The following is a 13,103-nucleotide window of genomic DNA, read 5'->3' as shown; positions in this document are numbered from 1 at the left end:
GGTTCACGGCGCGACGAGTTGGATCTCGCGGTGCAGGTGTCCGTCGACGTCAGGGTAGAGGCTGACTTCGCCGTCGCTCCAGCGAACCAGGACGGCGTTGCCGCGGCCGGCGGTCACGGTGGCGTGGGTCCACAGCTCGTTTGGCGCCTCGACCTGGTGTTCCTGGCCCAGTCCGGCCGCGGCGACGTCGCCGTAGACGGTGAACTCGCCGTCGCTCCAGCGGACCAGCAGATCCGGCGTGCCGGCGCCGACCCAGTTGCCGCCGGAGATCGTCTGCGCGTGCGTCCACGTGCCGTTGGGGGCGGCAAGCTGGCGCTCCGAGTGAATGCCGTTGGCGGCGATGCCCTGGTAGAGCGTGGTTTCGCCGTCGCTCCAGACGACCACCAGGTCACCGCCGAGCCCGGCGATGTAGGACGCGTGGTCGCGCCAGAGGGCGTTGGGCGCGGCGAGTTGGACCTCGTTGCCGAAGCCGTTCTTGCCGACGGTCCCGTAGTACGTGACCTCGCCGTCGCTCCACGTGACGACAACGCCGTTGTTGACGGTGGCGATGCCCTTGGCGTGCGTCCACAAGCCGCCCGGCGCGGCGAGTTGGGTCTCGCCGACGAAGGGCTGCTGCGGATCGGTGGTCGAACCGCCCTGGTAGAGCGTGACTTCTCCGTCGCTCCACTTGACAAGCATGTCGAGCTGCCTGCTGCCGGTGAAGTCGCCGCTGGTGATCAGGTCGGCGTGCTTCCACAGCGGGCCGTCGCCGAGCGGGTAGCCGAGGTTGCCGTTGCCGGGTGGCACCGGCGCGGCGACGGCCTTGTTGTACAACGCCTTGACCCGGTTGTCGAAGCGGACGCTGTAGTTGCGCGGGTCGGTGTCGGGCAGGTTCTGGCCCTTGCCGCCGATGACGCCGATCAGGTCCCTGCCGCCGACGATCCACGGACCGCCGCTGAAGCCGCCGGGGATCCCGGTGCACTGCAGGGTTTCCCAGTACTCGCCGTCCCTGCTGACCGTGCTGTCGCAGCGGTACGGCTTGTCCTTGTAGTTCGGGTTGCCGGTGGACGGGTAGCCGAAAACCTGCATGCTCGCCGGCAGGGTGGCATCGGTCTTGAGGGTCAGCGCCGCGCCGGTCACGTCGGCGACGTTGCGGCCGTTGCGGGGGTGAAGCACGACGAACGCGTAGTCGTAGGGCGAGCCGGCGCCGTCGATGTCGTGACTGGTGGCCCAGCCGGGGTCGATGTAGGTCGCCGCCGACTCCCACGTGCCATAGGGGGCCTGGCCGTCGTGGTAGCCGGGCGTGAAGTACACCCGGGACTTGCCGGCCACGCAGTGCGCGGCGGTGACGATGATGTTGCCCTTCGGGCTGGCGACGATGCTCGCCGAGCAGTGGTGGTTGGTGGGATCGGGGCCGTCCGAGAGCGAACCGATCTCGGGTCTCGGATCGGCGACGACGGTGTGCGGGGTGCCCGCCGCGGCGGCGGTGACTGGTGGCAGCAGGGCGGCGGTCAGCGCGATTGCCGCCACCCAGCGGATTCTCGACATGAACGTGAGACTAAGTCGTGACCGGCGGCCGGCCGGCCGGTTGCAGGTACCGGCATCGTGACCGTACGGCAACTGGGCTGCGAGCCTCGGGGTGGTCGTGAGTTCACCGTCATCGGCGGCCGCCGGGATTCTCCCGGTCGTTGTCGTGGCTGGCGCGACGGACCGAGTTGACCGGTGGATGGTCTGATTTGCATCTGGGTACTACACGGCTGTAGAAGTTCGTGGACGCGTCACGGGTAACGACTCGGGCCGAATTCACGACGAGGTGACGATGAGGGTGGGGAACACAGCCGCGGTGAGGTTATCCGGTGGGAACACGGTTCGCGCGCTGCGGGTTCCGGAGATCACCGTCTTCTTCTGGCTGGCCAAGGCATTGTCGACGGCGCTTGGGGAGTCGGCGTCGGACTATCTGGTGGGCGCGCTGTCGCCGATTCCGGCCGTGTTGGGCGGGTTTGCCGCGTTTGTGGTGTCGCTGGTCGTGCAGTTCGCGATGCGGCGCTACCGGGCCTGGGCCTACTGGTTCGCGGTGGTGATGGTCGGGGTGTTCGGCACGATGGCCGCCGACGTGCTGCATGTCGGATTTGGCGTGCCGTACGTGCTTTCCGCGCTGCTGTACGGAATCGTGCTGTTCGCGGTCTATCTGCTGTGGTTTCGGGTCGAGCGGACGCTGTCGGTGCACAGCATCGACACGCCTCGCCGGGAAATGTTCTATTGGGCCGCGGTGGTGGCCACCTTCGCCCTGGGTACCGCGGTCGGTGACCTGACGGCAATGACCCTCGATCTGGGCTATCTCGGGTCGATTGTGCTGTTCGCGGCGGTCATCGCCGTGCCCGCCGTGGGCTACCGGTGGTGGGGCTGGAACCGCGTCTTCTGCTTCTGGTTCGCCTACGTCGTCACCCGGCCGTTGGGTGCATCGGTGGCGGACTGGCTGGGCAAGCCGACCGACGCCGGCGGGCTCGGGTTGGGCGGGGGACCGGTCAGCCTGGTGCTGGCGGCGCTCATCGCCGGCATCGTCGCCTACCTGGCCGTCACGCGGGTGGACGTCCAGGCCGAGGTGACAACGGCCTGACGCGGTTCATGCCGCGTTCAGGCCGAGTACACCGTCGTCGCCTATTACTTCTACGGCAACGTAGTAGCCGGCGATGGGAGTGCGAACGACATGCCCAGAAGAACCTTGGTCGCCGCGGCGGCGGTGGGCTTGCTCGCCGCCGCGGCCGGGCCCGCCGCCGCGGCGGCGCCGGACCGGCACGTGCTGCTGATCTCCGTCGACGGCCTGCACGCCACCGATCTGGCCTGGTACGTGCACCAGCACCCGAACTCGACGCTCGCCGCGCTCACCCGGGACGGCGTCGACTACTCGCACGCGAAGACCCCGGTGCCGTCCGACTCCTTCCCCGGCATGGTCGGCCAGTTCACCGGCGGCGACCCCGCCACCACCGGGATCTACTACGACGACACGTACAACCACGCCCTGCTGCCCGCCGGCACCACCAACTGCGCGGACGCGCAGCCCGGCGCCGAGGTCGACCTCACCGAGGACCTGGACAAGGACAAGACCGCCCTGGACGCCGGGCAGGGCCTCGCCGGGCTGCCGAATTCGATCCTCGGCATGACCGGCGCGCCGCAGACGCTGCTCCAGCCGTCCGGGCTACCGGTCGACCCGGCGACCTGCAAGCCCGTGCCGCCGAACCAGTACCTCAAGGTCAACACCGTTTTCGAGGTCGTCCGCGCCGCCGGGTTGCGCACCGCCTGGTCGGACAAGCACCCCGCCTACGCGATCCTGAACGGGCCGTCCGGCACGGGCATCCAGGACCTGTTCACGCCGGAGATCAACAGCAGCGTCGGCACCGGCGACTGGACCTCCGACAACAACGCCACGCGCCAGTACGACCACTACAAGGTGTTGGCCGTGCGTAACGAGATCGACGGCTACGACCACGCCGGCCGCACCCGCGTCGGCACCCCGGCGATCTTCGGCCTGAACTTCCAGACCGTGTCCACCGCGCAGAAGCTGCCGGCCGGCGGCTACCTCGCCGACGGCACCCCCGGGCCGCTGCTGGTCAGCGCACTGGACTCGGTCGACAACGAAATCGGTTCGCTGACCGCGGAGTTGGCCAAGCGGCACCTGGCCGACCGCACCACGATCATCCTGTCCGCCAAGCACGGCCAGTCCCCGACCGACCCCGCGGCCCTGACCCGCATCGACGACGGGCCGCTGCTGGACGGCCTGAACGCCGCGTGGAAGTCGGCCCACCCGGGATCCGGCGACCTGGTGGCCCACGCCACCGACGATGACGCGATGTTGTTGTGGCTCAACGACCGTTCCGCCGCCGCGTTCGACTTCGCGCAGCGCTACCTGCTCGCGCAGAACGGCACCGGCAACGGCATTTCCGGCGCCGCCAAACCGTTCGTCTCGTCCGGGCTGGCATCAGTCCACACCGGACAGTCGTACTTCCACACCACGCTCGGTGATCCCCGCGTGCCCGACCTCGTCGGCGTCGCTCAGTACGGTGTGGTCTACACCGGCAAGAAGTCGAAGATCGCCGAACACGGCGGTGCCGCCCCCGACGACCGGGACGTCGCACTGGTCGTCTCCGGCGCCGGCGTGCGCGGCCACCGGACCGTTGCCGCGCCGGTGGCGACCACCCAGATCGCCCCGAGCATCCTGGCGCTGCTGCGGCTGAATCCTGGTGCGCTGCAAGCGGTGCGCATCGAACACACGCAGGTACTGCCCGGCCTGCACTGACCTTTCGAGCCCGCGCCGCCGTTCCCGGCCACCGTGGTGACCGGGAACGGCGGTGGTTCTGGTCAGTAGCAGTCGTTGCAGCCGGTCAGGTGGACCTTCGTGCCGGACTTCTCGTAGTCGGACTCGTACTTCATCCGCTCACGCCGGGAGGACGACATCGGCGACCAGCTTTGCCGGGTGCCCTCGTTGCACAGCGCCGTCTTGCCCACGTACCGGCCCTGCAGCGTGTAGTGGCCGTAGTAGTCGATGTACCCGACCTCGAGCACGGGGTGGTCCCAGAAACAGTTCGTGGTGGTCAACCGGGTCCAGACCGTGCCGCAGGTCGGCGAGTACCGGAGCTCGACGTAGTCGCCCCAGTTGTTGGTGTACTGCTCGAGGTTGCTTGCCCCCGACGAGCACCCCATGGCCTGCGGGTCCTTGCCGTTGCAGCTGTTGTACGTGCAGCCGACGGCCATGGCCGGCGCGGCGTCCAGCCCCAGCAGGCCGAGGCCGGTGATCATCGCGACACAGGCGATGCGGCGAATCAGGGTGAAGCGCATGTGGTCCCCTCTCGTGGTTGAGCCTCTACTACGTGCACTAGCCGCCCGCGTCCGGATCGACGCCGAGATCCTTGTCGAGGCAGAAGTGTGCCTTGTCCGGATCGGTTCCCGGCGCGTTGAGGCCCGCGGTCATCCCCCAGGGATTGCCGGACCGGCCGGTGTCGGTGTCGCAGTCGCCGAACGGGTTGTCCCAGGCGGATCCGCCGGGCACGCGGCTGAACCGGACGAAGTCACCGGTCATGACCGGCCCGGCGGTGAACCGGGTGCTGCCGTCGAGGTTGATGGCCTGGCCGTCGCGGTAGAGGTACTGGTCGGTCATCCACGCCGCCCGGAGCACCGGCGTGCCGGTCTGCGGGTTGAGCAGCTTGCCGTTGCCGCAGATGGTGAAGTTCAGCTCCTGCCAGATCGGCGGCGCCTGGTTGAAGATCGAGCCGGTTGGCGGCACCCCGTTGATCGGTCCGGTGTCGAACCAGATCTGGTAGATGTCGTCGGCCATGTCCTTGACCGGCGCCGGGATGTCACCGCGGTCCTTGACCTGGTCCTTCCAGGCCTCGACCCGCGCGGACACATAGCCGACGCCCAGCATCGGCCGATAGCCGTCGACCCCGCCCGAGGTGTACAGCGCGGCCACACAGGAGTTGCCCGGTGCTCCCGTCTCATCGGTCAGCCGCGGCGCCTTGCCGGCGGGTTTCAGCGCCCGGGCCGGGAAGTAGCCGCCGTTCGACGGGACGTTGCGGATCTGGTGGTCGTAGCTGTTCAGGTCCGTCGTCGAGTAGCCGAGGTCCGGCTTGGCGATGCCGTAGTCCTGGGCCACCGCGTCGAAGAACTCCGTCATGAACCTCGGCAGGTGCGTGTTGCCGGCCCGCTGCGCGTAGTCGACGTCGGCCGACCCCTCGATGATCTTGCCGTCGGCGCCGCGGACGTAGCTCACCACCGCGGTCGACCGGATCTTGTACGCGTTCGCGTCGGTGTCGAAGGCCGCGGGCTGGGTGGCCGAGTTCGGCCGGTAGCCCAGTTCGTTCGACTCGTTCAGCACGGTGGCCGGGCTGATGCCGTCGTCATCGGCGTCCGGCCGGTCGTGGGCGTCGCGGATCTCGCTGAGGAACCGGCCGCCCATCGCCCGGGTCGCGGTGCCGCCCTGCACGGACAGCGCGGCCGCCCGGTCGGATCCCCAGTCGTACAGCTGCTGAGGACCGGCCAGCGGCCCGGCGAGCCAAGATGACGTCTCGGAGGCGGTCAGGTCCTGGTCGGGGTCGAAGTAGGCGTAGGCGCCGATCTTCTCCTCCACGACCGTGCCCGTCGCCGGCACGAAGGCCATCGCGTCGAACGCGACCGTGCCGGCGCCGCCGATGACGTCGTTCTGGGTGACGTTGCTCAGCTGCACCTGCGCGTTGGCGTCCAGGAAGAACGCGCCCAGCGTCTTCCAGTGGTTGTAGTGCTCGTGCTGGTTGATCACCTTCTCGTGCACCGTGCCGTCAGCGGTGGTGATCTTGTACACCGCCGACGACACGCTCGCCCCCGCGCGAGGAATGTGCGCCCGCACCACGTACGGGCCCGGCTTGAGGCTGGTCGGCTTCCACGTGCCGGTGACCCTGTGCGCGGTGTCCGATGCGACCCGGTTCCCGGTGAAGAAGATGTGCCCGCCCAGGCCGACGGCCGCCTGGTGGAAGTCGATGACGCCGAGCGGCGCCCCGGTCGCGTCCTTGCCGACCTCGTAGCCGAAGGTGCCGCGGTTGGTCCAGTTCCGGTTGGGGCAGAAGATGTTCTTCGACGGATCGGGGATGTCGTCCACAATGACCGCCGCCGGTCCCAGGTCGGAGTCGCAGGCAGGCTCCCACGGATTGGGGGCCGACGGCTCCGGCGCGCCCGCCGCCGTGGTGAAGTCGGATGTGGTGCAGGCGCCCAGTGGGTCGCACCGCTTCACCGTCACCGGCACGTGCCACCAGCACCGGAAGTCGGCGCGGGTGCAGCCCGTGACCGTCTTGGGATCGCAGGAGTTCGCCGCGGTGCAGAACGAGTCGATCGGCGGATAGTAGTTGGCCGCGCCCCGATTCGCCGGCTTGTAGGCGTCCTCGCCCTTGTAGTTCTTGATGGGCGTCTCGGCCCAGCCGAGGACCCGTTCCTGGTACGGCCAGTCGCCGGGGTGCTCGGCGTCGGCGTAGGTCGTCCGGAGGAAGACGTTGCGGTTCGGCGGATAGTCCGGGTTGCGGGGGTTGTTGCTCCAGCCGAGTCCCCAGTTGCCGAACGCGTCCGTGCAGGACGGGCTCGGCGTGCAGCCGGTGGTGTTGCCGAACTGCGGGCCCGGCTGCACGCCGGAGTTGTAGGCCCACAGCGCGAAGTACCAGTTCTCGACGATCTTCGGGTTGGCGTCGTTGAGCTTGATGCCGGCGTCCAGCAGCTGGTTCCACTTCTTGACCAGGATGTTCATCCCGGCCTGGATGTTCTCCGCGTAGTCGATGGCGATCTTGGCCTTGCCGTTGGGCGTGATCGAGGTGTCCGCCGCGGCCATGCCCGTGGTGACCTGCGAGATGCCGTAGCCGCAGTCGGCATTGGCGTAGTCGATGACGTCGAGCGTGCCGCCGGCGCCGTAGTAGTTGCCGATGACCGAGTTCCCACCGGAACCGGGCAGCGTACGCCGCGAGGCCTGGCGGTAGGCCGACTCCTGCGCCAGCACGCCCTCGAACAGCGCCGGCGGCACGTTGCCGCCCGCGGGCTTGAGCGTGGGCAGGGCGAAGTCGCTGCTCGGTCCGTACGCCGGGAGACCGCTCTTGAGGTAGTCCGCCGGCCGGGCCGGCAACGAGTTCCGGCTCGCCTGCTCGACGGCCCAGCTGGCCTGCACGTCGTTGGCGCCGTAGGCCATCCGCGTCGGCTCGTTGCGCGGCACGGCGCACTTCGGCGTGGTGGAGTTCGCGGCGGGGCCGAACTGCCTCGCCTGGGTGACGGTCGCCGGCACCGCCTCGGACACCGACGACGCCGAGTCCGCCGGGAACCGGCCGGCGAGCAACTGGCCGGTTGCCGCGGCGAAGAGCCGCTTCTCGTCGGCGCCGGGCTGGGCCAGCGTGGTGTCGGACTCCTCGTCCGCCCGCACGGTCCGCTGGCTGACGGACCCGGCGGTGGTGGTCGCCAGCACCACCTTGCCCTCGGCGCTGACGGCGTCGGGCACCAGGTCACGGGCGATCACGTCGGGCCCGTCGGCGCGGGTCAGCCGAGGACTCGCCACCCGACCGCCGGCGACGCCGAGGCCGGCGACGCGAGGGGCGGGGGAGTCCGACGCGAACACCTGCGCGCCGGCCTTGGGCCCCGACGCGGCCGGCGTCAGCCGTCCGCCGTCGACCGCGTAGGCCTCGACGTTGTCACCGCGCTGGACCGCCAGCGTCTGACCGGTACCCCGGGCGACCAGGCGATACGGCACGGCCCCGTCGACCTTGGCCCGTACCGAGGTCTGGCCGCCGGGCCGCAGCGCCAGTACGCCGCCCTCGCCCAGCGCCACCGCGGCGTCGCCGTCCGGCACCGGTGACGTCAACTGCTTCGGGACCACGCCCAGGCTGGTGACCTTGCCGTTCGCCGCGTCCGCGACCAGCACCTCCGAGGCCTGCTGGTCGTCGCCGAGGTTGCGCATCAGGGCGACCTTCGAACCGGCGCCGCAGTTGGTGGCGTGGTACTTGAACGCCACCTCGTTGGCCAGTGGCCGGATCGTGCCGTCCTTGGTGTCCACCACGTACGCCAGGCCACCCCGGTCCCGCAGGCGGGGGACGTTGACCGCCCAGCGCGGGATGAGCGTCGCGACGGCGTACCGGCGATCGCCGGTCAGGCACGTGTAGCCGAGCCAGTCGTCCGCGTCGTACCCGGCGGGCCGGATCGTCGCGAGCGGCCGCAGAACGTACTTCTCCTTCTCCAGCGCCACGTACAGGGTGTAACCGTCGGGATGGCCGCGGCCGGTGACGAGAATGTCGTCACCCTCCCACCAGCGTGGGCTCACCGTTTCGATGCTGGCACCCATCGCGGGTGCGACCGCCACGGACTGGTCGTGACCGTCGTGGGCCTGGGCGGCCGGCAGCTGCACGGACTGGACGACGCCGAGCAGGAGCGCGATCGAACAGGCTAGGGAAAGCAGGCGTCTCGGGATCATCGTGGCCTCTCCGGCTGGCGGGCACCGCGCCGGGATCGTGCCAGCGGGCGCTGCACCGTCGCTGCAATCCGACGGAACGTCGCCGGTCAGCGGGGTATCCTGCGCAGCACGAAGGGGGCTTTCGTGCCAGAAGTTCGTTTTGGGGTGCTCGGACCGGTCACCGCGTGGCGTGGCCCCGAACCGGTCGGCCTTGGCGACGGCAAGCGCCGTCAGGTGCTCGGGCTGCTGTTGCTGCACGCCAACCACCGGGTCGAGCGGGACCAGATCATCGACTGCGTCTGGGGCGGCCAACCTGCGCGAAGCGCGGTCAACCTGGTCCAGAAATACGTCGGCGACGTGCGGCGATCGCTCGACCTGGCCGACGGCACGCTGCTCACCGTTGGCACCGGGTACCTGCTCCGGGTGACGCCGGAGCAGCTCGACAGCGCCCAGTTCGCCACTGGTCTGGCGCACGCGCGGGAGCGGAAGAGCGGCGGTGACCTGGTCACGGCCCGGCAGCGGCTCGCCGACGCGATGGCGTTGTGGCGCGGGCCGGCGTTCAGCGGCATCGACACCCCGGCCGCCGACACCGAACGCGCGCGGCTGGACGAGTACCGCTTCGGCGCGCTGGAGGACATGGCCGAACTCGACCTGCTCCGGGGCGAACACGCGCTGGCAGTGCCCGAGCTGTCCCGGCTGGCGACCGAGCATCCGTACCGGGAACGGGTGCGCGAACTGCTGATGATCGCGCTCTACCGCAGCGGCCGCCAGGCCGACGCGCTGGCGGTCTACCAGGACATCCGGCGCCTGCTGGCCGACGAGCTCGGCGCCAATCCGGGCCACGGGCTCCAGCGCGTGCATGCCCAGATCCTGCGGGCCGACCCGGCGCTGCACTTGACCACGACGGCGGCTGAGCAGCGGCCGATCTCGCAGCTGCCGGCGGACATCCCGGACTTCACCGGCCGGACCGAGCCGCTCGGCCGGTTGCTCGGGCTGCTGACCGAGGGACGGGTGGCGGTCATCGTCGGCGCGCCCGGCAGCGGCAAGTCCACGCTGGCCGTACACGCGAGCTACCAGGCGCGGGAGCGGTTTCCCGACGGGCAGCTCTACCTCGACCTGGCCGGCACGTCCGAGGTGCCGCGCGATCCGGCGATGCTGCTGGCCGAGTTGCTGCGCGCGCTCGGCGTCACCGACGCGGTCATGCCGGCCGGCCTGCACGAGCGGGCCGCGCTGTACCGGTCACGGCTCGCCGACCGCCGGATGCTGGTGCTGCTCGACGACGCGGCTGGCGCGCAGCAGGTGCGTCCGCTGCTCCCGTCGTCCGGCGGCTGCGCGGTGGTGGTGACCAGCAGGCACCGGCTGGCCGACCTGACCGGTGCCGATCACCTCGAACTGGACGTGCTGCCGCCGGAGGACGCCCGCCAGCTGCTCGCCCGCGTCGTCGGCGCGGAGCGGGTCGAGCGCGAGGCGGACTCGGCCGACGCGATCGTCCGGCTGTGCGGGTACCTGCCGCTGGCCATCCGGATCACCGGCGCCCGGCTCGCCAGCCGGCAGGCGTGGACGTTGCAGGTGTTGCGGGACCGGTTGGCGGACGAGTCGCAGCGGCTGCGCGAACTGCGGGTCGGTGATCTCGACGTGCGGGCCAACTTCGAGCTGAGCCTGCGCCTGCTGCCCGAGCCGGCCGCGCGGGCGTTCCGGCTGCTGGGGCTGCTCGGTCCGGAGACCCTGCCCGCCTGGGTGGTCGAGCCGCTGCTCGGCGGGCACGACGTCGAGGACGTGCTGGATGTGCTGGTCGACGCCAATCTCGTGCGACTGGTGGCGACCGACCGCGTCGGGCAGCCGAGGTACCGGCTGCACGATCTGCTGCGCGCCTATGCCGCCGAGGAGGCCGAGCGCTACCCGGTGCAGGAGCGCCGGGCGGCCGTCGAACGGGTGCTCGCGGCCTGGCTGGCGCTGGCCGAGCAGGCGCGGGATCTGTTCTATCCCAGCCTTTTCCAGCAGACCCCGGGTCGTTCGCCGCGCTGGTCGCCGTCGTACACCGTGGTCGATCCGGTCGCCTGGTTCGACGCCGAGCGGGGCACGCTGCTGCGGGCCATGCAGCTCGCGGCCGACTGGGAGCTGGACGAGCCGGCCTGGGAACTGGCGGTCGCCGCCGTGCCGTACTACGACCACCGAAGCCTGTACCAGGACTGGAACCGCAGCCACCAGATCGCGCTGGACGCGACCCGGGCCACCGGCAACGCCCACGGCGAGGCCGCGCTGCTGCTGTGTCTCGGCCAGGTGCACATCTACCTCGACGAGGAAGAGAAGGCCATCCGGGCGCTCAACCGATGCCTGGAGCTCTACCGTGGCATCGGGGACCGATGGGGCGAGGCGCTCGCGCTGGCGAACCTGTCCACCGTGCGCCGCGTGCTCGCCGAACACGACCAGGCGCTGCGGGACGCGACCGGATCACTGGAACTGCTCGCCGCCGTCGGGCATCGGCACGCGGAGGCGCAGCTGCGCGCCGCCGTCGGCGTGATGCTGTTCGAGCGGGGCCATGACGACGACGCCAAGGCGATGATCGAGGACGGGCTGCGGATCGCCCGGGGCCTGGGGGACCGGCACCGGGAGGCCGTGATCCTGCGGGTGTTGAGCAAGTGTCACGACGTGACCACGGCGCTGCGGTGCCTCACCCAGGCCCTGTCGATCTTCAACGAGATCAACGACGAGCGCTGCGCCGCCTACACCGAGCAACGGATCGGCGGCATGTACGCGGACCTCGGCGACCGCGGCCGCGCGGAATCGGCCCTGGCCCGCGCGGCCGAGGTGTTCCGGCTCAACGGGGACCACCGCAACGAGGCGGAATGCCGGCAACAGCTCGGCGAGCTGGCCGCCCGTCTCGGCGACACCGGCGCGGCCCGCCGCGACCTGGGGCTGGCGCTGGGCCTGTGGCAGGCGCTCGGCCAGTCCGACCAGATCGCGGCGACCGAGGCCGCGCTGAGCTCACTCGGCTGACCCCGACCCCAGGCCTTGGCGTGGCGGCGCGAGCCGTCAGCTGGCGCAGTCGGGCCCTTCCACTACTCGCACATCACCGAGCAGATGATCGAGGAGACGCCGCAGGCCCCTCCAGCAGCGGTGGGAGCAGGATGGCGGCTGGACCTGCCGGGAAAACCCGCTGGAGCCAAAAGCGACATGACCTCTTCGGATGGGGGGTGTGGTCAGGAGGCCGTGGACGACCAATGGCATGCCCTGCTCGACCGGCATGGATCTGTTCTCGGCACGCACGGGCTCGGCGGTGCTGGGCTGCCTGGTCAGCGCGCGGGATTCAGCTCGCTGGGCCCGCGCCCCTTGGCAAGTTCGATGGCCAGGTCCTTCAACGGCAATCGCAGGGTGCGGGCGTGACCACGGAGGAGGGCGAACGCTTCGTCCACGGAGATGTGGAAGCGCTCGGAGAGGACTCCCTTGGCTTGCTCGATGGTGATGCGGTTGTTGAGGGCTTCCCGGAGCTGATCGACGAGTTCCTCCTGGTCGAGTGGTCGGTGCTGGTTCAGGAAACCGGCGGTGGCGGCGCTGGCGAGAGCTTGTGCGACGTCCAGATCCAGGCTGGTGATCACCGGCGGCCTGGTGTTGATCAGGTTGAGCGCACCGATGGTGGTCCCGGACACGCGTAGCGGGACGGCCGAGATGGCGACCACGCCCTCCGCACGGGTGTGGGCGGCGAACCGGGGCCAGCGCGTCGCGCCTGGGCTGCCGTCTCCGAACGCGACCGGGCCAAGGAGACTGTTGCTGCGGGCACTGTCCAGGCAGGGGCCCTCGCCCAGCTCGATCTGGATTTCCTCCAAGTAGCGGCAGCATTCGTCGGACGCGGTGACATGCCGCACCGAGCCGCGGGTGTCAACGATGGTGATCCCGGTGCCTTGCACCGCCAGCATGGCGAGCACCTGGTCGGTCAGGTCGTAGAGCAGATCCAGGACATCGACGTCCGCGGCGCGGCGAGCGAGGCCGAGCACGGCCTCGGCAACGCGCACTTCCCGTTCCGTGGCAGGCATTGTCGGCCGCCGTCCGATCGGTCCCGCCTCTGTGGCTGTGGACACGATGCCCAGGTGAGGCAGAAGCGCAGTGACCTCATAGGGAGGCCATGTCATGCCCGCTGATGGGGGAGCGCTGCTCGCCTCGAATCCTGGTAGCCCCGTCCGAGGCC

At 70.2% G+C, this 13,103-nt stretch carries 7 protein-coding genes; 3 read left to right on the top strand and 4 right to left on the bottom strand.

Annotated elements, in window-relative coordinates; translation table 11 throughout:
- Window positions 1–3: 3 nt before the first annotated feature.
- Window positions 4–1,527 carry a trypsin-like serine protease gene (locus BJ998_RS05650; RefSeq protein ID WP_184859108.1) on the bottom strand — a complete coding sequence of 508 codons (1,524 nt, stop codon included), beginning with the start codon at window positions 1,525–1,527 and terminating at the stop codon, window positions 4–6.
- Window positions 1,528–1,822: 295 nt separating this feature from the next.
- On the opposite strand from BJ998_RS05650, the gene BJ998_RS05645 reads away from it, so the two are divergent.
- Window positions 1,823–2,596, top strand: a complete 774-nt coding sequence (locus BJ998_RS05645; RefSeq protein WP_312889945.1) for a COG4705 family protein — start codon at window positions 1,823–1,825, stop codon at window positions 2,594–2,596.
- A 90-nt stretch (window positions 2,597–2,686) separates the two neighbouring features.
- A complete protein-coding gene (locus BJ998_RS05640; RefSeq protein WP_184859104.1) occupies window positions 2,687–4,273 on the top strand; it encodes an alkaline phosphatase family protein in 1,587 nt (528 codons plus the stop codon).
- Between the two features lie 62 nt (window positions 4,274–4,335).
- Here the strand turns inward: BJ998_RS05640 and BJ998_RS05635 are convergent, their stop codons facing one another.
- Window positions 4,336–4,812: a DUF2690 domain-containing protein gene (locus BJ998_RS05635; protein WP_184859102.1), complete on the bottom strand. Its 477-nt coding sequence runs from the start codon at window positions 4,810–4,812 to the stop codon at window positions 4,336–4,338.
- Window positions 4,813–4,849: 37 nt separating this feature from the next.
- A complete protein-coding gene (locus BJ998_RS05630) occupies window positions 4,850–8,941 on the bottom strand; it encodes a golvesin C-terminal-like domain-containing protein (RefSeq protein ID WP_184859100.1) in 4,092 nt (1,363 codons plus the stop codon).
- 123 nt (window positions 8,942–9,064) lie between these two features.
- Between BJ998_RS05630 and BJ998_RS05625 the strand changes: the two genes are divergently transcribed.
- Window positions 9,065–11,917: an AfsR/SARP family transcriptional regulator gene (locus BJ998_RS05625; RefSeq protein WP_184859098.1), complete on the top strand. Its 2,853-nt coding sequence runs from the start codon at window positions 9,065–9,067 to the stop codon at window positions 11,915–11,917.
- Between the two features lie 296 nt (window positions 11,918–12,213).
- On the opposite strand, the gene BJ998_RS05620 is transcribed toward BJ998_RS05625, so the two are convergent.
- Window positions 12,214–13,047 carry a GAF and ANTAR domain-containing protein gene (locus BJ998_RS05620; protein ID WP_246488527.1) on the bottom strand — a complete coding sequence of 278 codons (834 nt, stop codon included), beginning with the start codon at window positions 13,045–13,047 and terminating at the stop codon, window positions 12,214–12,216.
- Window positions 13,048–13,103 lie beyond the last annotated feature (56 nt).

Source organism: Kutzneria kofuensis, from assembly GCF_014203355.1.
Taxonomy (GTDB): domain Bacteria; phylum Actinomycetota; class Actinomycetes; order Mycobacteriales; family Pseudonocardiaceae; genus Kutzneria; species Kutzneria kofuensis.
Note: the sequence above shows the minus strand (reverse complement) of the source record. Positions and strands in the feature narration are given on the sequence as shown.